Source organism: Nonomuraea sp. NPDC050786 (genome assembly GCF_040654115.1).
Classification (GTDB): Bacteria; Actinomycetota; Actinomycetes; order Streptosporangiales; family Streptosporangiaceae; genus Nonomuraea.
Genome location: NZ_JBFAHJ010000035.1, coordinates 81934 through 105480 on the forward strand (window position 1 = coordinate 81934; position 23547 = coordinate 105480).

Sequence of the window (23547 nt, forward strand, 5' to 3'; positions counted from 1 at the left end):
CATGGACATCACCATCCACTGGACCTTCCTCCCGCACACTGACCCGGACGCCTCCCTGGCCTTCTATCGCGACGCCCTCGGCTTCGAGGTGCGCAAGGACGTCGGGAACGGCGCGATGCGCTGGCTCACGGTCGGCCCCGCAGGCCAGCCCGGCACATCCATCGTCCTGCACCCGCCGGGCCTCGAACCGGGCGTCACCGACGACGAGCGCCGCACCATCGCCGAGATGATGGCCAAGGGCACCTACGCCGGCATCGTGCTGGCCACCTCCGACCTCGACGAGGTCTTCGCGCGGCTGAAGGGCGGCGGCGCCGAGGTCATCCAGGACCCGACCGAGCAGCCGTGGGGCATACGCGATTGCGCCTTCCGCGATCCCGCGGGCAACATGATCCGCATCAACGAGCTGTCCTGAGCCCTCCGGCCGGGCGTTCCGACGCTTGATCGTGCCTCACGCCCGGCGGCTGAGGGCTCGTCGCCATGGCGTGCGTCCTGCCGCCGGCCCGGCGCAGGGGCCGGTGGCACGACCGATCAGGAATCGAGAAGCGGCGGCGCCCGAGCCGCGGCTAGCGTGAGCTGCTGCACCCCGTTTCAGGAAATCGGACATACTTCTCGAAACTGGTTAGATTCAGCCACCGACGCCGGCGGGGATCGCGAGGGCGGCCCCACGTACAGATGGAGACACGATGAGCACGGCCACGAGGACGGATACGGATTCGCCTGCGGCGCACGTCGCCGACAGCCACGATCTGATCCGCGTGCACGGCGCGCGCGAGAACAACCTCAAGGACGTCAGCATCGAGATCCCGAAGCGCCGGCTGACGGTGTTCACCGGCGTCTCCGGCTCCGGCAAGAGCTCGCTGGTGTTCGACACCATCGCCGCAGAGTCGCAGCGGCTGATCAACGAGACCTACAGCACCTTCGTGCAGGGCTTCATGCCGACGCTGGCACGGCCCGAGGTCGACGTGCTCGAAGGGCTGACGACGGCGATCATCGTCGACCAGCAGCGGTTGGGCGCCGACCCGCGCTCCACGGTCGGCACCGCCACCGACGCCAACGCGATGCTGCGCATCCTGTTCAGCCGCCTCGGGCAGCCGCACATCGGCTCGCCCCAGGCTTACTCCTTCAACGTCCCCACGGTACGGGCCAGCGGTGCGATCACGGTCGAACGCGGCGCGCGCAAGGCCGAGAGGGCGACCTTCACCCGCATCGGCGGCATGTGCACGCGCTGCGAAGGCCGCGGCACGATCTCCGATCTCGACCTCACCCAGCTCTATGACGACTCCAAGTCGCTCAGCGAGGGCGCGTTCACCATCCCCGGCTGGAAGTCCGACAGCTTCTGGACGGTGCGGGTCTACGCCGAGTCGGGCTTCGTCGACCCGAACAAGCCGATCCGCGAGTACACCAAGAAGGAGCTCCAGGACTTCCTCTACAAGGAGCCGACCAAGGTCAAGGTCGACGGCGTCAACCTCACCTACGAGGGGCTGATCCCCAAGATCCAGAAGTCGTTCCTCTCCAAGGACCGGGAGGCGATGCAGCCGCACATCAGGGCGTTCGTCGACCGGGCGGTCACGTTCACCACCTGCCCCGAGTGCGACGGCACCCGGCTCAGCGAGGGGGCCCGCTCCTCGAAGATCAAGGGCATCAGCATCGCCGACGCCTGCGCGATGCAGATCAGCGACCTGGCCGAGTGGGTACGCGGCCTCGACGAGCCGTCGGTGGCGCCGCTGCTGGCCAAGCTGCTGCACTCCCTCGACTCGTTCGTGGAGATCGGGCTGGGCTACCTCTCGCTCGAGCGGCCGTCGGGCACGCTGTCGGGCGGCGAGGCGCAGCGCGTCAAGATGATCCGCCACCTCGGCTCCTCGCTCACCGACACCACGTACGTCTTCGACGAGCCCACCATCGGCCTGCACCCCCATGACATCCAGCGGATGAACGACCTGCTGCTGCGGCTGCGGGACAAGGGCAACACGGTGCTCGTCGTGGAGCACAAGCCGGAGACGATCGCGATCGCCGACCACGTCGTCGACCTCGGCCCCGGCGCCGGTACGGCGGGCGGCACCGTCTGCTTCGAGGGCACCGTCGAGGGGCTGCGGGCCAGCGGCACCATCACCGGCCGCCACTTCGACGACCGGGCCTCCCTCAAGGAGACGGTGCGCAAGCCCACCGGCAAGCTGGAGATCCGCGGCGCCGACACCAACAACCTGCGGAACGTCGACGTCGACATCCCGCTCGGGGTGCTGGTCGTCGTCACCGGCGTCGCCGGCTCCGGCAAGAGCTCGCTCCTGCACGGGTCACTCCCCGCCGGGGCGGGTGTCGTCTCGGTCGACCAGGGCGCGATCAAGGGCTCGCGACGGAGCAACCCGGCGACGTACACCGGACTGCTCGACCCGATCCGCAAGGCGTTCGCGAAGGCGAACGGCGTGAAGCCGGCGCTGTTCAGCGCCAACTCCGAGGGCGCCTGCCCCAACTGCAACGGCGCCGGGGTCATCTACACCGACCTGGCGATGATGGCCGGCGTCGCCACCACCTGCGAGGAGTGCGAGGGGAAGCGGTTCCAGGCATCGGTGCTGGAGTACCACCTCGGCGGCCGCGACATCAGCGAGGTGCTCGCGATGTCGGTGACCGAGGCCGAGAAGTTCTTCGGCGCCGGCGAGGCGCGCACGCCGGCCGCGCACGCCGTCCTCGGCCGGCTCGCCGACGTCGGGCTCGGCTACCTCAGCCTCGGCCAGCCGCTCACCACGCTCTCCGGCGGCGAGCGGCAGCGGCTCAAGCTGGCCACCCACATGGCCGAGAAGGGCGGCGTGTACGTCCTCGACGAGCCGACCACCGGCCTCCACCTGGCCGACGTCGAGCAGCTGCTGGGCCTGCTCGACAGGCTCGTCGACTCCGGCAAGTCGGTCATCGTCATCGAGCACCACCAGGCGGTCATGGCGCACGCCGACTGGATCATCGACCTCGGCCCCGGCGCCGGCCACGACGGCGGCCGGATCGTCTTCGAGGGCACACCCGCCGACCTCGTCGCCGCCCGCTCGACCCTCACCGGCCAGCACCTCGCGGCCTACGTCGGCGCCTGACCTCGGCATCACGACGGGAACCGGCGCCACCTGCGCGCCCCTCGGCCGGCCGAGGGGGTCGCGTCCCGGAGCCGGTTCCCTGAGAGAGATGGCCCAGGAGGTGCCTCGCTCTGGAGGATCGCTCCTGCGACGTCCGTGAGCAGTGCGGCCGCCCAGAGGAACACCTTGGGGTCGCCGAGACCTGAGTCGGTGAGCCATTGAGCGGCCCGCCGCGCGTCCTGCTCGTCCTGGATCAGCCCCCAGCGTCCCGGCAGGACGCCGGTGGCCTGGTGGACGTCGGCGACGAGGCCGCTCAGGCAGGTCCAGGTGTGCCAGCGCCCGCTGTCGAAGCCGACCAGCTCGAACCCCAACCGCCGGCCACCGGGGCAGGGAAACCTCTCGTGCCGGGCCAGCCGTTCCGGGAGACTTCCGGCTGATATGTCCCAGCCGCCATCGGCGATATCGGCCAGCAGTCCGGGAACATCGGCAGTCGCGAACCCGACCCCGAGCACGTGCAGGCCCGGCTTGCCGGCCCTGTCGCGCGCGACCTCAGCCTCCTGCGGACTGGCGAACCAGCCGTCCCAGCCACTGGGATCCACCGGCACCAGATCCACCACGCAGTCACTCAGCGACACCAGACCAGAACCAGGAAGGCGCACGTCCTGCCAGTCCGGTCGATCGGCGCGGGTGGCGACCCGATAGCCGGCGAGGGCGTAACCGGATTCCATCGCGCCATCCCCTCTCAGCGGCGTCATCGGGGCGCGGGGGAGGGGCTCCCGCTCGGCTGCCCGGGCACCCACGAGGTGAGGATGCGCAGCGCGTCGTACGACGGCGAACCGGGCTCGGCGGTGAGGACCATGAGGCGCTGTCCCGAGCCGTCGGGGCTGCTCCACGTGTCGCAGTCGAGGGTGAGCTCGCCGACCAGCCGATGCCGGTACCGCTTGGTGCCGTAGGCGGCGTTGTTGACTCGATGCTCCGCCCACCAGGTACGGAAGTCGGCGTCCCGCACGGACAGCTCGCCGACGAGCCGGGCGAGCTCGGGGTCGTCCGGATTGGCCGCGGACTCCATGCGCAGGGCGGCGACGGCGTCGCGGGCGTCGTGCTCCCACTCCAGGTGCATGTCCCGGATGATCGGGTCGGTGAACAGCAGACGCAGGTAGTTGTGCCGGTCCGCGGGGAGCTGCGAGAAGTCGGTGTACAAGGCGGCGGCGCCGGCGTTCCACTCCAGGATGTCCAGCCGCTTGCCCAGGACGATGGCGGGGGTCGCGGCGAGCTGGTCGAGCAGGCGCCGCATGGCGGGGCGTACGCGTTGCGCGGGCCGGCGCCTGCGCGGCCGGGCGTCGGCCTTGCCGGCCAGCTGGTACAGGTACCGCTGCTGATCGTCGTCGAGGCGCAGCGCGCGGGCCAGCGTGGCGAGCACCGAGGCGGACGCTCGTACCCGGCCCTGCTCCAGCCGGGTGTAGTAGTCGACGCTGATCGCGGCGAGCTGGGCGACCTCCTCACGGCGGAGCCCCGCGACCTTGCGCCGAGAGTCCTGCTCGGGCAGGCCGAGGTCCTGCGGGGCCAGTTGTGCCCGGCGGGCCTTGAGGAAGGCACCGAGTTCGCCGGGGCCGGATGGGGTGGTCATGTCATCCATTGTCGGACCTGGGGTGGTGAGGTTGAGGGGGCAGGTCTTTTCCCAGGCAAGAACTCGCCGCTTTTGCCTCCTCCCGGTTGCGACGACTGTGGACACGTGCCCGGCACCGTGCCGGGCAGCTGACCACTGGACGGAGAGTCCCATGGCGAAGATCGACGTCACCTTCCGCAGCACCGGCATCCCGCTCGCCGGCCACCTCCACCTTCCCGACGCCCCGGCCGAGGGGCCGCGCCCGGCGATCGTCGTCGGACATCCCGGCACCGGTGTGAAGGAGCAGGCCGCCGGCCTCTACGCCCACCACCTGGCGGAGAGGGGGTTCGTCGCGCTCGCCTACGATGCGGCCTACCAGGGCGAGAGCGGCGGTGAACCGCGCGGCCTGGAGGACCCCGCGCAGCGCGTCGAGGACCTCAAGGCCGCCGTCTCCTTCCTGACCAGCCGGGGCGAGGTCGATCCGGACCGCATCGGCGTGCTCGGCATCTGCGCCTCCGGCGGCTACGCCCTCTCGGCCACCGCAGGGGACCGCCGCGTCAAAGCCGTCGCCACCGTCAGCGCCGTCGACGTCGCCCGCCAGTTCCGCCTGGGGGCCGACGGCGCCCAGGACCCGGCAGTGTTCCTTGGCCTGCTGGACGCCGCGGCCCACGCCCGCACCGTCGAGGCCCGGGGCGAGGAGCCGCCGGTGCTGACCCTCTTCCCCGACACCGTCGAGCAGGCCTACGCGCTCGGCGGGGAGCACGGTGCCGAGGGCTTCGAGTACTACCGCACCGAACGCGGCCGGCACCCCCGCTCGGCGGGCTTCCTCACCTGGGACAGCATCGACAAGATGGCGTCCTTCGACGCCTTCGCGCCGATCCCGCTGATCGGGCGCCGGCCGCTGCTCATGATCGTCGGCACCCGCGCCGTCACGTCCTGGATGAGCATCGAAGCCTTCCAGCGCGCCACCGGCCCCAAGGAGCTCCACTGGATCGACGGGGCCAGCCACGTTGACCTCTATGACAGGAAGCAGCACGTGGATCTCGCCGTCGAAAGGATCGCCGGGTTCTTCGGCGAGAACCTGAGCAGGGCGGCCTAGCCGGTCGGATGTCACAACGTGTAGGGGGGCAGACCAAGTACGAAAGAAAGGGATAGTCATGTCGCTGACCAGGGCGATCACACGGCCCCACCCAGCGTGCCGCATGGCTCGCCAGCACGTTGGCCACCGGCGCCAGCGCCTGGCAGATGGTTACCCCCAGACCCGACACAGAGCGCCACCCGCGCCTTACACACACCGGGGCAACGACGTTCGGGAACCTGGTGCCCACCGAGCCGTCCCGGCTGGGGACGGTCAAAAGGCAACGGGGGTCCACCGACGTCTTGGTCAATGGGTGATCACGATCTTGCCGTTGGCCTTGCCCTGCTCGACGTAGGCGAGGGCGTCGAGGTTTCGTCGAAGTCGAAGGTGCGGTCGAGCACGGGGCGCAGCGTGCCGGCGTCATACAGGGCTGCCAAGGCCTTGAGCTGGGCACCGTCGGCGCGCATGAAGAAGAACGAGTACCGGACGCCCAGTCGCTTCGCCCGGCTGCGGAGCTTGCGGCTCAGCACGGCCATGACCGGCTTGAGGAGCGGCTGGCCGAGCTGCGCGGCGAAGGCCGGGTCGGGTGGGCCGACCACGCCAATGGCCAGTCCGCCGGGCTTCAGGACCATCAGCGACTTCTTCAGGCTGGCCGGGCCCAAGCGAGTCGAGGACGACGTCGTAGCCGTTGAGGACGTCGGCGAAGTCGGTCGTGGTGTAGTCGATGGCTTCGTCGGCGCCGAGGTCTCGGACCTTGTCGATGTCGCGGGTGTGGGCGGTGGTGGCGACGTACGCGCCGAGGTGCTTGGCGAGTTGGATGGAGGTCGAGCCGAGGCCGCCGGCGCCGGCGCTGGCGTGCACCAGCATCTTCTGTCCGGGGCGGACGTCGGCGAGGTCGACGAGGCTCTGCTGAGCGGCGAGCGCCACCAGGGGTACGGCGGCGGCCTCGGCGAAGGAGAGCGAGGAGGGCTTGATCGCGACGTCGTCGGCGTCGATCGCGATCGACTCGGCGAAGGTGCCGATCCGCAGGTCACGTGGTCGTGCGTAGATCTCGTCGCGAAGTCGGGCCCCGCCCTGGTCGCGCGGGGATAAAGATCGTGGCTATGAGTGAGCCTTACCCGGACGAGCTGGTCGACGCGGTGGACCTGTATGTCGATGTCCAGCAGGTTCTGCTCCTTCCTGCAAACGCGGTCCGAGTTGGCGGAGCGGCGGCCGAAGTACCACCGTCTGCTGGCGGCGAGGCGTTCGGCGACTGACCGTGCAGTTCAAGCCCGGCGACTGATGCGGGCGCAGTTCTTCGCCAACCGCCCAGACGACCTCCCGGCGGCGCGTAAACCTACGGGCCGTGCCCTCCGCGGCGTCGAAGCGGGCCGACCGCATCGGATGTCTGTGCAGCGAGGCCGGCCGTGTCCTTCTCAGGTGTGGTGCGGGCGAGGCAGCAAGGCGAACGCACTCTCCGCGATCGAGGTCAGGCGGGCGGGACTGTGGCCGTACGCGCCTACTACATCGGTCCCGCGGATGATGGTCAGCAGAAGGTACGCGAGGTCGTCGGGATCCGCGTCGGGGTCGATGTCACCGTTGCGTTGCGCCGCTCGCACACACTCGGCCACCGCCGTCCGGACCACGGAGAAGCACTCCTTGGCCAGGCGTTTCACCTCGGGGTCGGAGGCGCCGACCTCCAAGGCCATCTTGGCGGCGAAGCAGGCCGCCCCCGCCCGGTCGGAGGCGGGGAGTACGTCGGCGGCGAGTGGCACCCCATGGACGGCGCGGAGCAAGTACTGGTGCAGTCGTTCCAGGGCACCCTCGTCCGGTCCGGCGAGCATCTTCCGCGGCCCCTGGCTCAGCCGGGCGAAGTAGCCGGCCATCGCCTCCAGCAGCACGCCGTGCTTGCCGTCGAACGCGGCATAGAGGCTGCCGCGGCCCAGGCCGGTGGCGGCGCTGATGTCGTCGACGCTGGTGCCGTTGTAGCCGGTGGTGCGGAACTGCCGCTCGGCGGCATGCAGGACGTGGTCGCGGTCGAAGCTTCGTGGTCTCGCCATACACCAAAGGTAGGGCCGACCCGCCGTACTTGACAACTCAGTACAGAACCGCCTAGGTTTTTGACTGTTCAGTACACAACCGTCCTGGCGACCCCGCACTGGGCACGACGAAGTCATGCCAACAAAACCGAAGGAATCACCATGCAGACAGCTTCCCCAGTGGCCCTTGTGACGGGCGCCTCCTCCGGGATCGGGCGGGCGGCAGCGCTCGCCCTCGTGGACGCCGGCTTCGCGGTGGTCGGCACGAGCCGCAACGCGGCGAACGCCGGGCCGCTGGCCGGGGTGACGTTCCTCGATCTCGACGTGGCCAGCGACGAGTCGGTCCGCTCCCTGGTCGAGGAGGTGATCGAGCGGTTCGGTCGGATCGACGTCCTGGTCAACAACGCGGGCGTGGGCGCGGTCGGCGCCGGCGAGGAGAGCTCGATCAACCAGGCCAAGGAGGTCTTCGACATCAACGTCTTCGGTCTGATGCGGATGACAAACGCGGTGCTGCCCCACATGCGCGCCCAGGGCAGTGGCCGCGTGGTCAACGTCTCTTCGGTACTCGGTCTGATCCCAGCGCCCTTCATGGCTGTCTACGCTGCCGCCAAGCATGCGGTCGAGGGCTACTCCGAGTCCGTCGACCACGAGCTTCGCGAGCACGGCGTCCGGATGCTGCTGATTGAGCCGGCCTACACAAGCACGAGTTTCGAGGCGAGCAGCCTGGCACCCGACTCGCCCCTGCCGGTCTACGCCGCACAGCGGGAGATCGCCCGAGACGTGCTGGCCACCGCCGTGCGCACCGCCGACGACCCGGACGTTGTCGCGAAGGTGATCGTCGCGGCCGCCACCGACTCCAAGCCCAAGCTCCGGTACACCGCCGGCTCGATGGCCGCACGCGTCAGCCTCCTGCGCCGGATCGTGCCCTCGCGCGCCTTCGACAACCAAATCCGCAAGCTCAACCGGCTGGCCGGCTGACCCCGCAGGACACCCGGCGCCTGAGCAGACGCCCATGTCCAAAACCAGAGACACCGAAGCCAGCATCAGCATCTGTCGTCCGACCGCTCGTGGAGAAGGCTGACACACATGGAGTTCGAACGCGTCGCCTTCGACCTGCCACACGGCACCTTTCACGCGCTGCAGGGTGGTGATCCCGATGGTCAACCGACGCTCGTCTTGCACGGCTTCCCGGACCATCCGCCGACCGCGACGCCCTTCCTCGCCGAGCTCGGCCGCCGCGGACGTCACGTCGTCGCACCCTGGCTTCGCGGTTACGCGCCGTCCCCAACCGCGGGGCCGTTCGACCTCGCAGCCCTCACCAGCGACGTGCTCGCGCTGATCGACCGCTGGTCTCCCGGACGAGCCGTGGAGTTGATCGGCCGCGACTGGGGCGCCGCGATCACATACCATACCTGCGTCACCGCGCCGGAGCGGATCGAACGCGCGGTCACGCTCGCATTCCCCCACCCACTCACGTTCCTGAGCCGGCCGCGCCCCGCTCAGCTACGCCGAAGCTGGTACATGGGGCTCTTTCAACTGCCGGGAAGCGGCTTGATGGTCGCCGCCCGCGATCTCGCCCTCATCGACCGCCTCTGGCGTCACTGGTCGCCCGGCCTCTCGCTCGATCCGGCTCTGGAGGCGGAGCTACACGAGCACCTGCGGGCGAGCATGCCCGCGCCCATCAAGTACTACCGGGCGATGCTGCGACCCGGCATGCTTGGGGCGACGCGCCGCCTGTCTCAGCCGATCACGGTGCCCCTGCTGCAGCTCCACGGTGCCGACGACGGCTGCATCCTCCCCCCGCAGGTCGACGACCGACATCGGTTCGCCGCCCCGCACGCGCTGGAGGTCGTCCCCGACGTCGGTCACTTCCTGCACATCGAGGCCCCCGAGGCGATCGCGGAACGGATCGCGGCATGGGCCCAGTAGCGGATCACTCGACCCTCGCGGCGAGACCACCGGGATCGGCGGCGCGCGGCGGACTCTGACATGGCGTTGCTGCCGACGGCGGGAGGAGGCGGATCTCCGCCCGATGACCAGCGATGCAACCTTCAACCCGCTCGGTCAGAACCGTCAGGTAAACGCTGCTCGTCGATGACGGCGACCATCCGCCGTTGCAGAGGTCGAGCTCCCCGAAGAAAGTTGTGGCCGCCTTCAGAATCGCGTCCTCACGCAGCCGACGGTTCTCCTCGTTCTCCTCGATCGTGACACCGGGCGCCTCGCCGCCGTCAATCTCGGCCTGGGCGACCCAGCGCCACAACGACTTCTGCCTACCGCGACCTTCTTGGACACCGCCAGCACCGCCACGGTATGTGGTCGGGTACTCGGCACGGTGCTACAGCACCAGCCGGACAGCTCGGGCCCCGGCTCGGGATCCAACCGCTTCGGCATGACATGCATCCCTTCCAACTCAGAAAGAATGCGGCATCAAACCGGCAAGGCCCCGGGAGGAGCATCGACTGCTCCTGGATGCGATCCGGCGCTGGGGCTCGGTGGACGCCGAGCGCGATTGCGCTCCGGTCACATCCGCCGGACCGGGGTCGAGCTGACCCGGCATCCGGAGCTGTTCAACCATGGCTCGCCGTAAGGCTCGGGTCAGAACGTCCTTCTGCTGGCGAGGTAGGCGTGGACTGCGGAGATGACCACGGATCCCTCGCCGACGGCCGATGCCACCCGCTTGACGGAGTCTGCGCGCACGTCACCGACGGCGAACAGCCCGGGTATCGAGGTGGCGAAGCTGTCGTGGGTGAGCACGAAGCCCTTGGCGTCGAGGTCGACGCCGATGTCGTGCAGCCAGGGTGTGCAGGGGTCCGCGCCGATCATCAGGAACAGTGCGGCCGCGTCGAGTCGTATGTCCCGGTCGCGGGCGCGGTCGTGCCAGGTCAGCCCGCTGAGCCGGCTGCTGCCATGGACGGCGGACAGTTCGCAGCGAGGGTGCACGGTGATCCGCTCGTGGTGGGTCAGGCGCTGCGCCAGGTAGTTCGACATGGTGTCGCGCAGGTCATCGCGGCGGATCAGGACGTGGACGTGGCCGGCGTTCCGCGCGAGAAACAGGGCCGCCTGGCCGGCGGAGTTGGCGCCCCCGACCACGACGGCGTTCCGCCCGGAGACCTGGTTGGCCTCCAGTTGGCTGGCGGCGTAGTAGACGCCACGGCCCTCCAGGTCGACGAGGCCAGGCAGGTCCAGGCGCCGGTAGCGCACGCCGCTGGCGATGATCACCGCTGAGGCGAGGACGTCGTGCTCGTCGTCGAGCCGCACCCGAAACCCGCCGGGCACCTCCGACAGCCCAGTGACTGAGCGGGGTGATAGAAGCCTGGTCCCGAACTTGACCGCCTGCAGCATCGCCGCCCGTGCCAGTTCAACCCCGGACACGCCGCGGTAGAAGCCGAGGTAGTTCTCGATCCGTGACGAGCTGCCGGCCTGGCCGCCGATGGCGACGTCCTCGACGACGACCACGTCCAGGCCTTCCGACGCCCCGTACACAGCAGCGGCCAGCCCCGCCGGTCCGGCGCCCACCACCAGCAGGTCACACCGGGAATCGTCGGCGATGCCCCACAGGTCGATTCCCAGCGCGGTTGCCAGGTCACGCGTGGTAGGCGCCGTCATGACGCGGCGCTGTGCCGTGACAACGGCCGTACCGGTCTCGGGCAAGGCACAGGTCTGCGCCAGCTCCGACCACGCCGACGGGTTCGAGCGCAGCACCGTCCGGTAGGGAATCTGGTTGCGTTCAGCGAAGTCCTGGAGGCGGTGCAGGTCGCGGTCGTCGTCTCCGGCCAGTACCAGACCACCCTCGCCCTTCCTGCTCAGGAAGCGCCGCCGGGCGTCCAAAGCGGACAGCAGGACATCGCTCAGCTCCCCCGAGATCTCCACCAGCCGGCGCAGTTCCTCCACCCGAACCCGCAGGATCGCGGTGTCTTCCATGGCCACGCCCTGGAAGACGGCGCGTTGTCCCATCAGCATGCCCAGCTCGCCGACGAAGTCACCGGCCTCGATCACGAAGACAACCCGGTCCTCGCGGCGGTCCACGAGGAGCACGCCACCGGTCAGCACGAGGTGCAAGTCGGTGGGATCACCGGCGTCCCACAGCAACTCGCCGGGCGCGGGGTGCAGTTCCTCACCGGATGACCGCAACAGGTCCAGGGCGTGTTGGCTCAACACCGGCCAGGCCACCTCATCGACCTCGCCCAGCCGACGGGACGAGTAATGGGTCAGCTCGTCCGGCACGGGGATGATGCTCATGCTTCTCCCTTGTCTGGCAGGCGAATCACTCCGGTCACGATTCTTCTCCGCTCGTTTTGCCGGCGTCGGCCCCGACTTCCGTTTCCCTGGGCTCAACTCTCGCCACGGCCATCGCCGCCGTGCCCAACCACCACAGCGAGCGTCCTTCGTGGACCTGACCAGTCTGATCGTATGGCCGACCTGCCGTACTTTGACAAGTCAGTACAGAACCGCATAGGTTTCTGACAGTTCAGTACACAACCGTCCTGGGCTCGCCGGACCGGCTTGGTCCGGGCTTGCGGGACCGTGATGCCGCGAAGGCGGCTTGGAGGTTGAACTCATGACACAGGTGACCCAGCCGCTCTTCGGCGAGGACTCCGCGAGCGATGCGCTGGCCGAGGGGACCGTCGACGTGGTGGTGATCGGCGGGGGCGCCGCGGGGCTGAACGGTGCGCTGATCCTCGCCCGCTCCCGCCGCTCGGTCGTCGTGATCGACAGTGGCTCCCCGCGCAACGCGCCCGCGGAGGCCGTGCACGGCTTCATCGTCTTCGACGGCACTCCGCCGTCGGAGATCCTTCGACGGGGCCGCGAGCAGGTGCGCCAGTACGGCGGACGCGTCGTCCAGGGCGAGGTGGTCTCGGCCGAGCCTGCCGCTCCGTCGGCGGACGGGGACCTGCGGTTCACCGTCACCCTGGCCGACAGCCGCAGCGTCACCGCTCGCCGCATCCTGGTGGCCACCGGCCTCACGGATGTGCTGCCGGAGGTGCCCGGGCTCGCCGAGCACTGGGGGCACAGCGTGGTGCACTGCCCGTTCTGCCACGGCTGGGAGGTGCGCGATGAACCCATCGGTGTCCTCGCCACCGGCCCGGCCTCCATCGGCCACGCATTGCTGTTCCGTCAGCTGACCGAGGACCTGACCTACTTCACCCACGGCACCGACCTGGACGAAGACAGCCGCGCCCGTTTCGCCGCCCGTGGCATCCGCGTCATCGACACCCCGGTCACCGAGGTCGTCAACGACACCGGCGGTGCCCTCGCCGGGGTGCGCCTGGCCGATGGTCAGGTCGTGGCCCGCCGCGTCCTCGCGGTCGGCCCGCGGATGCAGGCCCGCACCCAGGGCCTGGAAGGTCTGGGCCTGCCGGTGCAGGACCTGCCGAACATGGCCCGCGGTTTCGCCTCCGGCGCGGCCGGCATCACCGAGGTGCCGGGTGTGTGGGTGGCCGGCAACGCCACCGATCCGGTCGCCCAGGTCGGAGCCTCCGCAGCGGCCGGCGCACTGGCCGGCGCCGAAATCAACAAGGTGCTGGCCATCGCGGACACCGACGCGGCCCTGCAGGGGATCGCCGAGGTGAGCCTGAAAGCGGCCACAGCATGAACGGCCGACCCACCCCAACCCGATGAAGGACACGACGATGTCGGAGCGCAATCCCATTCTGATCACCGGCGCCGGCGGCCAAGTCGGTGGCGTGAGCAGGGTGATGGTCGACATGCTGCTCGAACAGGGCCACCCGGTGCGCGCGTTCGTGCGACGGGACGACGAACGCGCGCAGTCGCTGCGCGAGGCCGGGGCCGAGGTCTTCGTCGGCGACCTGCTCAAACTCGCGGACGTGGCCGCCGCGCTGAAGGGTGTCAGGCGCATCTACTTCAGCATGACCCCGCAGCCGTACTACGCCGATGCCCTCACCTTGATGGTCGCGGCGGCGCGAGCCCAGGGCGACATCGAGGCCTTCGTGCACATGTCCAACTACGAGCAGTCGTACATGACGCTCGAGAAGATGACCACACCGGAGGAAGAGCGGCGTTCCTGGCTCGGCGGACTGGTCACGGACTGGTCACCGCAGCAGCGGGCGCACTGGGTCTGCGAGCGGGTGCTGGACTGGTCCGGCATCCCCACCGTCAACGTGCGTGCGACCCTGTTCGCCGAGAACCCCCATCTGACCTGGATGCTCCTGGGCCCGCTAAGCAACGGCGAACTGCGCCTGCCCTTCGGCAACCAGCGGCTCGCGCCCATCGCCGTGCACGACGTGGCCGAGGTGTGCGTGAAGATCCTGGCCGACCCCGCACCGCACATCTCGAAGTCCTACGCGCTCACCGGCCCGGAGCTGAAGGACATGTACGGGTTCGCTGAGGACTACGCAGCCGTGCTGGGACGCCAGGTCGTCTACATCCCTGAGGAAGTGGAGACCTGGAACGAGGCCTTCCTTGACGAGACCGTCCTGCAGGAGACCCTGGGCGATCCGGCTGCGGCCCGACACGTGGCAGCGCACCTGAAGATCCAGACCAGGCTGATCGCCAGCGGGCGGTACGACGTCCTCTCCGACCAACTGGAAACCCTGCTCGGACGCCCACCGCGGACCATGCGATGGGCGCTGCAGAACAATACTCGCCTGCGCGAACTGGTGGGTGCCCCGAGCCACTGAGCGCTCCGGAGCAGAACATGACGTCACACCGGAGTCCTCAGCAGGCGGATCTCATCGGTCACGACTTCGGCGCCGCGGCGGCGTACGCGGTAGTAAGCCCGGACGTGTGGCGTCTCCGCAAGCTTGTCCCTTTGGCCGGCAACTGCTGACCGCAAAAGGGGGCCACAGGATGATCTTGAAGCCCTGAGATCTCAGCCCGTCACCCGCTCGCCTCACCTTCGTTGGTGAGGAACCGATCTGTTTCCGAGGTGGAAACCGATCAGTTTCCAGACGGTTTTCAGCCATGCCAGCAAGCAAGCAAGCAAGCAAGCAAGCAGGAGCGTCCCGCCGAGGTCAACGCCACACTCCTCGGCTTCCTCGCCCGCCTCGACGACTCCACATCCTCGGCTTCCTGAACGGCCGACCCACCCCAACCAGATGGAGGACACGACAATGTCGGACCGCAATCCCATGGACAAGAACACGACATCGCGACAGCGGGCCCTGGTGGTCGGCCTCGGGATCAGCGGGATCGCCTCCGCGCTGCGACTGCATCGCGCGGGCTGGGACGTGGTGGTGCTGGAGAAGGCCCCCGAGCGGCGCCGCGGCGGATACTTCATCGCCCTGTTCGGGACCGGGCTCGCCGCCGCGCAGCGGCTGGGCATCGCCGACGCGGTGCCGAATCGCTTCGCTCCGGAAGGCGTGAGCTACGACGTCGACCGCACGGGCCGGCGCCGCCGCGGTGTGGGCTACGCCGATGTGTTCGGCGGGTCTCGAATGGTGATGCGGGGCGACATCGAAGACGCGGCCTTCACCGCCCTGCCCGACGAGGTCGAGATCCGGTACTCGACCGTGCCGATCGCGCTGGACCAGTACCTCGACGGGGTGGACGTCGAGATCCGCGACCTGACGACGGAGACGACGACCGTCGAACGGTTCGACCTGGTGGTCGGGGCAGACGGACTGCGCTCGACGGTGCGCCGGCTTGCGTTCGAGCCCGAGCAGAGCCCGATCCGTCGGCTGAACTACATGATCGCCGTGTACAGCCTGCCCGAGCCGGTACCCGGCTACCGCCTACAGGACGGGCTGTACATGGCCGAGGCGGGCCGATCGGTGTGGGTGTTCTCGTTCGCCGACCGTCCGCCGTCGGTGCTGTTCTCCTACCGCACCGACGACGTGGACGCCGAGTTCACCCGGCCGGCCATCGACTCGCTGCGCGCCGCCTACGGCCCCGAGCCCACCGGCTCCACGCTCGGTTGGCTGCTCGACCAGTTCGAGAAGGCCCCGGACCACCTGTTCGACTCCGCCGAGCAGGTGCACCTCGACCACTGGCACCGCGGCCGAGTCGTGCTCGTCGGCGACGCCGCGTGGTGCCTGACCGTTTACTCCGGCATGGGGGCATCCACCGGCCTGGCCGGGGCGGACCTGCTCGGCACCATGCTGGAACGCCACCCGCACGACGTGCCACGAGCGCTGCAGGACTGGGAGGACCACCTGCGCCCGTTCATCGACCACCACCTCGGCAGCGGTGTGAGCATGCGCGGTTTCTTCACCCCAGGCAACCGCGCCGAGTTGCTGCTTCGGTCCGTGATGATCCGCCTCGCCCGGCTGCCGATCGCCGGTCGGCTGCTCGCCAAGATGATGACCAATAGGGCGCGGATGAAAAGTCTGGATATCGCCGCCGCTGCAGCGTGAGTGGAGTTCCTCGAATACGAGCGGGAGAACGAGGTCGTCTGGGCCCGCAACTTCGTCGAACGAATGCTCGGACGCAGGTCGCGGGGATGGCCGGGAGGGTCATGTACCGGAGAATAGGCTGTTATCACGTACATGCCTGGACTCTTCGCGGCAAGTGCTAGGCGGGCGGTGCCTGTCATGTCCGGGCTGTCATCGCGGGGCGGCCAGCCAGCACCAAACGCCTCCATGATCAAGCGGCCAGCTCGACGTCGCTGAAGTCGACCTCCTTCAGCAGCGGATCGAATGGATCGGGCCGGTGACGAAGCTCATCGGTCGCGTACGCACCGAAGCGGCTGATGTGGGCCCGCAGGTAGGGGGCGATCTGGCCGAGGTGGTCGGCGGTGATGCTCCAGCCTTCGGCGACAAGCTGCCGCACGACGTCGGAGATGTCCAGCGCGTTGTGGAAGACGACCAGGTTGGCCAGCAGGGTGTTGAACTTGATCAGTTTCTCCTGCTCTTCGGGGTCGTTGTCGGCCAGCACCCCGCCGAACCCGAGCCACTTGGAGAATCCGTTGTAGGACTCGACCTTGTTGGTCGCCGCGGTCACCCGCGCCCGCAACGCCGGGTCGGCCAGATACCGCAACAACGCCACTGTGCGCACGCTGCGGCCGACCTCACGGAAGGCCTTGTAGATACGGTTCTTACGGGAGTTGGACCGCAGCCGCCGCATCAGCGTGGCCGAGGACAGGCGGCCCTCACTGATGGAGATCGCCACCTGCATCAGGTCGATCCAGTGCTTGTCGATCAGCTTCCAGTCGATGACGTTGCGGCCGCTCTCCCCGAACAGCTGGTCGATGTGTGGATAGGCGATCTTCTCAGAGGCGCGGAAGAAGATCAGGTCCTTGAAATTGCGGATACGCGGCATCAGGTCGAACCCGAACAACGTGGCCAGGGTGAAGACCGGGAAGTTCTGGCCCTGGGTGTCGGCATGCACGGTGGAGGGCTGGATGTCGGAGTCGTTGGCCAGCAACCCTTCGATCAGGTGCACCGCCTCCCACACCCCGCACGGGATGAACCGGGAGAACAGCGCCACGTAGGTGTCGGAGATGTAGTGGTAGGCGATGCCGCCGAATCCTCCGTACCGGATGCTGGTCTCGGCCAGGAGATTGTCGATGTAGGTGTCCACCTGGGTGCCGTCGGCGGCCACCGTGCTGCCGTCCCCCCATGCCTTGATCACGTCCAGCTCGGCGAGGGCGTTGACCACGTCGGCGATCGCGGCGTTCAGCTTCTTCAGGGTGATGTTCCGGTTGCGGACCATGGACAGCTCGCGGGCGGTGACGCCGGCGAAGTGCTTGGCCGCCTCGTACGGGCCGATGTTGATGCCGCCGGTGAACACGGCCAGCGAGTACCGCCCCAGCTTGTCCTTGATCTTGGGGTCGGAGCCGGAGGCCGGGCCGAAGTGGCGATACCAGGTGAGCCAGTGGGCCGTGCGCGCCACGATCGACAGCAGCGAGCGTTCGGGCATGCGCCGCTCGATCTCGGCCGCCAGCCGCTCGGCCTCCGCATCGCTGCCCTTACCGCGGCGGCGCTTGAGGGTGGGCACACCACCCTCGTCGATGACCAGGTCGGCGTTGTCGAGGTAGCCGGCGTCCAAATGCGCGGCCGCGCTCAGATGGGCGCCCTTGAGGTGGGCGACGAAACCGGCGGGGGTGTCGGGCAGGCCGACCTTCTCGCAGAACGCCGCCAGTTTCGGCTGGCATTCGTCCCAGGGCAGCAGGTGAGCGCTCCAGTCGGCGTACTCGTTCGAGCCGAGCACGGCCACGTCGCCGGTGCGCAGTTCCTCGGCCAGGTAGCAGAACACCATGGCCTCGAAGTGCCGCCGCGCGACCATGCCGGGCCGTCTGCGGTCGGTCACCGCGCGCCGCCAGTTGCCCGAGGCGAACGCGATGCCCGACTCCGGGACGTCCTCCTCCACCGGGGGCGGCAGCGGGATGAAGTCGCGCCGCTTGGGTGAGTGCTCGCGGGCGTGCGCCAGCGCGGCCAGTACCGAATCGTCGCTGGAGGTGGCCTTCAGCCGCAGCTTGCCCGCCAGTTCGAACAGCGCCGGCCGGTCCTTCTTGAAGAACCGGTACACCAGCAGCTCGTGGGCGTCGCCGTGGAAGGCGGCGACCTCCTCAATGTCGGCCAGCTGCGCGGCGAACCCGCCGGCCTGCTCCACCGCCGCCCGTACGGTCTGCATGCTGTGGGTCTGCACTACGAGCGCCGACAGCATCTCGCCGAGCGCTTGGACCTGCCCGGCGACTGCCGCGCAAGAGGTCACCGCCTCCATGGCCCGCGCCACCGCCTCGACCCCGGCGGCCGAGGTCTCGCTGCCGGGGTCGAGACGTTCCAACACCTGGCGGTAGGTGCCGATCAGCCGCTCGCTCATCGCGCGCTGGCGAGCGCGGATCTCCTCCAGCTCCGCCTTGGCCCGCTTGACGTGGGAGGCCATCCGCTTGCACAACATCTCGGCCAGGTCATCTCGGGCCCGCATCCGGGCGGTGTGCGTCAGGCACGCCAGCAACGCCACCTGCTTGACCGGGTCGTAGCGCGACAGAATGTCGACATCCTGGGCGTCGGCCTCACCAGCGAAGTCGGCGATCTTCGACGGCGCGATGCCGTCCAGCCAGGCGTCGGTGTCGCCGAGCGCGTCCACCTGGTCCAGCCATCTCACCTGCTCGCGGAATCGCGACCAGGTGGCCCGCTGGGCGGGCTTCTTGAGCCGGTTGAACGTCGATTTGCCATCCGGCCCGACGACGAGCAGACCTTCCATCCGGGCCCGGCCGGCCTCGCCCATCCGCTGCAGGATCGTGGCGAAGATGGTGGTGTTCACCTCGGCCCGAATGCTGGTGGCCAGGTCCTCCAGCGTCGTGTATCCGAGTAGTTCCAGCCGGAGCCGGAGTAATTCCTCGATCGCGACGTTGATCAGGTCTGCCGGGTTGTTCTTGGCTTGGGCCGCCTTCCGGATCGCCACTGCGGCAATCGCCCGGGCCCGGCCCGCGTCGTACTTCACGCCCTGACGCTGGCGCGCCAGCTTGCGATGCGCCTTTGCGCTGCCGGAGGAGCCATGGTCCGGCCAGACATCGTCGGCCAACTCCAGGCAGCGCCGAACGTGGTCGATCACCACCTCGGGGATCTCGTCCGGGGACGGGAAGCGCGCCATCTTCTGGAAGCACTTCAACGCCAGCACCAGCGCGAAGCACGACTCCGGGCTGCCGGTCCGTTTTTCAGCCCAATCCACCTCTTCCGGCGACGGCGTGAAGAACACATGCAGCACCCGCGCCGACGTCAGCCGCTTGAACTGCGGATAGGCGGTCCGCTCGATCCACGTCATCCAAGGCCGTCCCTCGCCTCGATCCCGGCGTCCAGACGCCGAAACCGTAGCGACGACCAACTCCAGCAGATGCCTTGCTCACCAAACCGCAATCAAGCCCAAGCAGAGGGCCACATCATCCGAGGAACACCCCCTCTGACTAGCCGTTCAGCAGCCCCACTGTCCCTTTCTCCCGTACTTGGTCTGCCCCCCGTGTAGACCGCGTGAGCACCTGGAACTTGCGCTCCATCGCTCGACCGGCGATCCCGGCGAGTTCCCCCGTCCCGGAGTTCGGGACGATGCTTCCTTCGCTGCTCTGCTCCGCTCCGTCGGCCAGCCCCCAGTGCTGGACGACGAAGGTGCCCTGGCGGCCGTCGAGCGTGCCTTCGATTCGCTCGGAGGCGACGTAGCCACCGCCGGCGCCGCCTTCTCCAGGTCGTCGATGCTAACGGCCATGATTGTGCCGATGTGCGCACCGGCAGCTCGGTCTCTTCCTTCCGCCGTGACGATCTCGCGGAGGTCAGTGGGAATGAGCCGTTTCGTGAGCCTCTTCGAGAGAAGATCCCGCCAGGAACGCCGCGACCCCGCCGGCGAAGTTGGAGCACTCGAAGATGTCCTTGTGCGGGCAGGCCAGGCCATGGGCGATGGCGGTGCGAGCCACCTGGGCCTGGGCAATCCGTTGATCCAGCTCGGTGAGCTTGCGTCGGTACAGCTCCCGCCAGCCGTCGCCGGCCGACGAGCGAGACGCGATGAACGCTTTGACCTCCCGCAACGTGAAACCGACATCGCGCAGCAGCAACACCACACCGACCAGCCCGACCGCCGATGGCGGATAACGCCGTTGGCCTGAGATGCGAGCCGGCGCCGGTAGCAGGCCGAGCTCCTCCCAGTAGCGCAGAGCGGAGGTGGCGACACCGGTGCGGCTCGCCAGCTCGCCGATCGTCAACTGCTCACTCATTTGACTTCAAGCATACTTGAAGTCGTTCACTGGCGATCATGCAGACAGCAGGTACGTCTCTCAAGCAGCGCGCGCTCAGATACCTGGTGAGCCAGGCGCACCGACCCCGGGGCATCGTCGGGTGGGCGAACGGGTGGATGTTCGCTCATCGCCCCTCCAACCAGCAGCGCAACATCTGGGCGGTGTCGTTGCTGGACGTGCAGCCCACCGACAGGGTGCTCGAGATCGGCTTCGGTCCCGGCATCGCCATCGCCGAGTTCGCCGCCCGCGCCACCCGGGGCCACGTCTTCGGCATCGACCACTCGCAGGCCATGGTCCGGCAGGCCGCCCGTCGCAACGCCGCCGCCGTCCGCGCCCAGCGCGTGCACCTCACGCACGCCTCCGTGGAGCGGTTGCCGAGTTTCGGCGATCCGCTCGATGCCGTCCTCGCCGTCAACTCCGTGGGGTTCTGGCCCGACCCGGTGGAGCGGCTCCGCGAGCTGCGCCGCCTGCTCCGCCCCGGAGGACGCATCGCGCTCGTCAGCCAGCCCCGCTGCCCCGGTGCCACCCGGGACACCACGGCCCGAGCCGCCCAGGAGCTCCAGGACATGCTCACCCAGGCCGGCTTCGCCCAGCTCCGGGTCGAGACCCTCGAGCTCGACCCGCCCGTCGCCTGTGTGCTTGCCGGCAATCCGACCGGCAGGCCGTCATGACCGCAGACACCACACCGGCCAGCTTCCCTGTCGGCCTCCGGCGACGCCGTGCTCCGCGTCCAGCGCGACTCGGGCACCCATCGCCACACCGTCAGGGCGGCCTGCTGATCAGCGCGGGCGGCTGAGGGCGGCCTCGGCCAGATCCGTCCATTTCTCGGCCGAGGAGTGCGGCACGACCACCCAGTCCTTGATCTCCCTGCCCTGCCCCGAAGGGTCGAACAGGGACGCCCCGGCCAGCTGGAGCGCGGCTGTGTGTTCGGGGGTCTCCCTGACCAGCCGGAACACCATCGCGCCGTCGCGCTGCAGGCTCGCGAACACCTTCCCCGCCTGATCTTTGAGCGCGGGCCTCCCCATCATCCTGGAGATCCGTACACCCAGGTCGGCCAGCTCGGCGCCGACCTGCTTGAAATCCTCTTCCGCGCTCATCGTCAGTCAGTCCCAAACTCCATGGTGGCGTGGTCGAGCAGCTCGTCGCGGTCGGGGCTCCACCCGCGTGACGCGATCGCCTCGGCCCCGCCTTCCGGCAGCACGGCGATCAGGCTAGTGGTCGTGGCGGTACTGATCAAGGCCGGAGGTACCTCGGCCCCGGCGAGCGCCCTATCTCGGTGATCTTGGGGGTACGGGCGTGGCCTGGAGATAGGTCAGGACCGCCATGACGCGCCGGTTGTGATCCTCGGACGGAGGAAGGCCGAGCTTGGCGAAGATGTTGTTGGTGTGCTTGCCGATCGCCTTGTCGGTGACCTGGAAGTGGGCGGCGATCGCCAGGTTGGACATCCCCTCCGCCATGAGCGTCAGCACCTCCCGCTCCCGGGGCGTCAGCGCGGCCAGCGGCTCGTCCCTGCCGCGGCGGGTGAGCAGCTGGGAGACCACCTCCGGGTCCATCGCGGTCCCGCCCTCGGCGACCTGGCGTACCGCGTCGACGAAGCGGTCGACGTCGCCCACCCGGTCCTTCAGCAGATAACCCACCCCGCCGGAGCGGTCGGACAGCAGTTCCCTCGCGTACAGCTGCTCCACGTACTGCGACAGGATCAGCACGGGCAGCCCCGGAACCCGGGCGCGCGCCTCCAGCGCGGCGCGCAGCCCCTCGTCGGTGAAGCCGGGCGGCAGCCGTACGTCGATCACGGACACGTCCGGACGGTGCCGGACCATCGCCGCCAGCAGCATGGGGCCGTTGTCCACCGCCTCCACCACGGTGAAGCCGTTCGCTGACAGCAGGCGGACCAGGCCGTCCCGCAGGAGTGCGAGATCTTCGGCTATGACAACGCGCACGGAACCTCCATGGTCAGTTCGGTCGGGCCGCCCGGAGGGCTGCTGATGGTGAGCGAGCCGTCGAAGGCGGACAGACGGTCCTCGATGCCGCGCACGCCGGTGCCCCCGTCGCGGCGGACCGCGCCGTGACCGTCGTCGCCCACGGTCAGACGGAGCACGCCGGCGGTGTGCCGCAGCCGCACCCACGCGCGGGAGGCGCCGCTGTGCTTGGCCACGTTGGCCAGCGCCTCGGCCGCGGCGAAGTACACGGCAGACTCCACAGGCGGCTGCGGGCGGCCGGGCAGGTCGATCTCGACCTCGACCGGCATCGGGCAGAGCAGCGCGGACGCCTCGATGGCGCCGGCCAGGCCGCGGTCGGTCAGCACCGGGGGATGAATGCCGCGCACAAGGTCGCGCAGGTCCGTCAGAGCCTGGCCGGCGACGTCCCTCGCCTCGTCGATCATCCGGAGTATCTCGTCGGGGTCGCCGGAGCCGCGGGCCAGCCCCAGGTGCATGCGGATGGCGATCAGCTTGGCCTGCGCGCCGTCGTGCAGGTCGCGTTCGATACGGCGCAACTCGGCCGCGCGCGCGTCGACCACCGCGGCCCGGGACGCGGTCAGCTCCCGGATCCGCGCATCCGGTGCGGGGCCCGGGTCCAGCAGCCGTCGCGCCAGCCGTGCCTGGCCGCCGCGGAACAGGGGAATGGCGATGAGAACGACCACCGCGATGGCCGCGATGGACAAGCTGAGGGCGAAGGTGTTCAGCCTGCTCGTCTCCATCGGATGCAGCCGGAACCAGACGTAGTTCAGGGCGTACAGCATCGCCCACACCGCCGCCACGGGGGCAGGGCCTGTGACGCCGTGCAGGGCCAGCCAGGCCAGCTCGCGCCACGTGCCGGGGCCGCTGTCCATAGCACTGTCCGTGGCGCTGTCCGTGGCGCTGTCCAGGCCGAGCACCTGGCCCGCCCACCGGCGCTGGAATCCGGCCAGGCGGCGGACGAGGACGAGCACGCGGGCGAGCGGCGCCGCCCCGAGACCGGCCGCCGGTACCAGGGCGACGCTCGCCAGCACCAGGAGGAGCAGCGCCAGCGCCGCCAGACCGGTGACCGCGTTCAGCGCCAGGCCGGTCACCCCGTTCAGCGTGTACGCCGCCAGATCGGTCACCGCCTTCCGCGTCGGCCCGCCGGTCGCAAGTCGTATCCCCATCACGGATGCAGTCTGCCCTGCCGGTGCGGAGAAGGGCGGTGGGGCC

21 protein-coding genes and 2 pseudogenes are annotated in these 23547 nt (G+C 69.2%); 10 read left to right on the forward strand and 13 right to left on the reverse strand.

The annotated features are described in order from the left end of the window. The first annotated feature begins 1 nt into the window (after position 1). Together AB0H84_RS43845 and AB0H84_RS43850 are read left to right on the forward strand one after the other, a co-directional pair. Positions 2-412: a VOC family protein gene (locus tag AB0H84_RS43845; RefSeq protein ID WP_357618228.1), complete on the forward strand. Its 411-nt coding sequence runs from the start codon at positions 2-4 to the stop codon at positions 410-412. A gap of 271 nt (positions 413-683) precedes the next feature. After that, positions 684-3074, forward strand: coding sequence for an excinuclease ABC subunit UvrA (locus tag AB0H84_RS43850; protein ID WP_357618231.1), 2391 nt, complete (start codon positions 684-686; stop codon positions 3072-3074). 8 nt (positions 3075-3082) lie between these two features. Here AB0H84_RS43850 and AB0H84_RS43855 read toward each other — a convergent pair whose 3' ends face one another. Continuing rightward, positions 3083-3781 (reverse strand): hypothetical protein, encoded by a 699-nt coding sequence (locus AB0H84_RS43855; protein ID WP_357618234.1) that lies wholly within the window; start codon positions 3779-3781, stop codon positions 3083-3085. 23 nt (positions 3782-3804) lie between these two features. After that, complete coding sequence (locus AB0H84_RS43860) at positions 3805-4680, reverse strand: helix-turn-helix transcriptional regulator (RefSeq protein ID WP_357618237.1); 876 nt, start codon at positions 4678-4680, stop codon at positions 3805-3807. A 151-nt stretch (positions 4681-4831) separates the two neighbouring features. Between AB0H84_RS43860 and AB0H84_RS43865 the strand changes: the two genes are divergently transcribed. Continuing rightward, positions 4832-5758 (forward strand): alpha/beta hydrolase, encoded by a 927-nt coding sequence (locus tag AB0H84_RS43865; protein ID WP_357618239.1) that lies wholly within the window; start codon positions 4832-4834, stop codon positions 5756-5758. A gap of 296 nt (positions 5759-6054) precedes the next feature. Here the strand turns inward: AB0H84_RS43865 and AB0H84_RS43870 are convergent. Beyond that, positions 6055-6604: pseudogene (locus AB0H84_RS43870) on the reverse strand (zinc-binding dehydrogenase). Positions 6605-6840: 236 nt separating this feature from the next. On the opposite strand from AB0H84_RS43870, the gene AB0H84_RS43875 reads away from it, so the two are divergent. Next, the gene (locus AB0H84_RS43875; RefSeq protein WP_357618242.1) at positions 6841-6993 is read left to right on the forward strand and encodes a hypothetical protein; all 153 of its coding nucleotides are present in this window, start codon (positions 6841-6843) and stop codon (positions 6991-6993) included. 159 nt (positions 6994-7152) lie between these two features. Here AB0H84_RS43875 and AB0H84_RS43880 read toward each other — a convergent pair whose 3' ends face one another. Next, positions 7153-7776, reverse strand: coding sequence for a TetR/AcrR family transcriptional regulator (locus AB0H84_RS43880; RefSeq protein WP_357618245.1), 624 nt, complete (start codon positions 7774-7776; stop codon positions 7153-7155). A 141-nt stretch (positions 7777-7917) separates the two neighbouring features. Here AB0H84_RS43880 and AB0H84_RS43885 point away from each other — a divergent pair, with 141 nt between their 5' ends. Beyond that, a complete protein-coding gene (locus tag AB0H84_RS43885) occupies positions 7918-8733 on the forward strand; it encodes an oxidoreductase (RefSeq protein WP_357618248.1) in 816 nt (271 codons plus the stop codon). Positions 8734-8841: 108 nt separating this feature from the next. Then, entirely contained in the window at positions 8842-9684 is an 843-nt protein-coding gene (locus AB0H84_RS43890; protein ID WP_357618251.1) for an alpha/beta fold hydrolase, read from the forward strand. Between the two features lie 4 nt (positions 9685-9688). Here the strand turns inward: AB0H84_RS43890 and AB0H84_RS43895 are convergent, their stop codons facing one another. Together AB0H84_RS43895 and AB0H84_RS43900 are read right to left on the reverse strand one after the other, a co-directional pair. Further along, entirely contained in the window at positions 9689-10015 is a 327-nt protein-coding gene (locus AB0H84_RS43895) for a hypothetical protein (RefSeq protein WP_357618254.1), read from the reverse strand. A 335-nt stretch (positions 10016-10350) separates the two neighbouring features. Beyond that, positions 10351-11994, reverse strand: coding sequence for an FAD-dependent oxidoreductase (locus AB0H84_RS43900; protein ID WP_357618257.1), 1644 nt, complete (start codon positions 11992-11994; stop codon positions 10351-10353). Between the two features lie 319 nt (positions 11995-12313). Here AB0H84_RS43900 and AB0H84_RS43905 point away from each other — a divergent pair, with 319 nt between their 5' ends. From AB0H84_RS43905 to AB0H84_RS43915, 3 genes are all read left to right on the forward strand, one after another. Further along, positions 12314-13348, forward strand: a complete 1035-nt coding sequence (locus AB0H84_RS43905) for an NAD(P)/FAD-dependent oxidoreductase (RefSeq protein WP_357618260.1) — start codon at positions 12314-12316, stop codon at positions 13346-13348. Between the two features lie 22 nt (positions 13349-13370). Further along, entirely contained in the window at positions 13371-14393 is a 1023-nt protein-coding gene (locus AB0H84_RS43910; RefSeq protein ID WP_357618263.1) for an NAD(P)H-binding protein, read from the forward strand. 432 nt (positions 14394-14825) lie between these two features. Continuing rightward, on the forward strand, positions 14826-16067 hold the full coding sequence (locus AB0H84_RS43915) for an FAD-dependent monooxygenase (RefSeq protein ID WP_357618265.1): 1242 nt from the start codon (positions 14826-14828) through the stop codon (positions 16065-16067). 229 nt (positions 16068-16296) lie between these two features. Here the strand turns inward: AB0H84_RS43915 and AB0H84_RS43920 are convergent, their stop codons facing one another. From AB0H84_RS43920 to AB0H84_RS43930, 3 genes and pseudogenes are all read right to left on the reverse strand, one after another. Further along, a complete protein-coding gene (locus tag AB0H84_RS43920) occupies positions 16297-19419 on the reverse strand; it encodes a Tn3 family transposase (protein WP_357618268.1) in 3123 nt (1040 codons plus the stop codon). 139 nt (positions 19420-19558) lie between these two features. Further along, positions 19559-19804 (reverse strand): annotated as a pseudogene (locus AB0H84_RS43925) (DUF3224 domain-containing protein); the annotation flags it as partial. A 114-nt stretch (positions 19805-19918) separates the two neighbouring features. After that, entirely contained in the window at positions 19919-20356 is a 438-nt protein-coding gene (locus AB0H84_RS43930; protein WP_357618271.1) for a MerR family transcriptional regulator, read from the reverse strand. A gap of 38 nt (positions 20357-20394) precedes the next feature. Between AB0H84_RS43930 and AB0H84_RS43935 the strand changes: the two genes are divergently transcribed. Continuing rightward, complete coding sequence (locus AB0H84_RS43935) at positions 20395-21048, forward strand: methyltransferase domain-containing protein (protein WP_357618274.1); 654 nt, start codon at positions 20395-20397, stop codon at positions 21046-21048. A 108-nt stretch (positions 21049-21156) separates the two neighbouring features. Here AB0H84_RS43935 and AB0H84_RS43940 read toward each other — a convergent pair whose 3' ends face one another. The 4 genes from AB0H84_RS43940 to AB0H84_RS43955 are packed head-to-tail and all read right to left on the reverse strand — an operon-like array spanning position 21157 to position 23501. Further along, the gene (locus AB0H84_RS43940) at positions 21157-21474 is read right to left on the reverse strand and encodes a hypothetical protein (protein ID WP_357618277.1); all 318 of its coding nucleotides are present in this window, start codon (positions 21472-21474) and stop codon (positions 21157-21159) included. A 2-nt stretch (positions 21475-21476) separates the two neighbouring features. Then, positions 21477-21614: a hypothetical protein gene (locus AB0H84_RS43945; protein WP_357618279.1), complete on the reverse strand. Its 138-nt coding sequence runs from the start codon at positions 21612-21614 to the stop codon at positions 21477-21479. 31 nt (positions 21615-21645) lie between these two features. Continuing rightward, the gene (locus AB0H84_RS43950) at positions 21646-22317 is read right to left on the reverse strand and encodes a response regulator transcription factor (RefSeq protein WP_357618282.1); all 672 of its coding nucleotides are present in this window, start codon (positions 22315-22317) and stop codon (positions 21646-21648) included. Further along, entirely contained in the window at positions 22302-23501 is a 1200-nt protein-coding gene (locus AB0H84_RS43955) for a histidine kinase (RefSeq protein ID WP_357618310.1), read from the reverse strand. The genes AB0H84_RS43950 and AB0H84_RS43955 overlap by 16 nt, the downstream gene beginning before the upstream one ends. Positions 23502-23547: the final 46 nt, after the last annotated feature.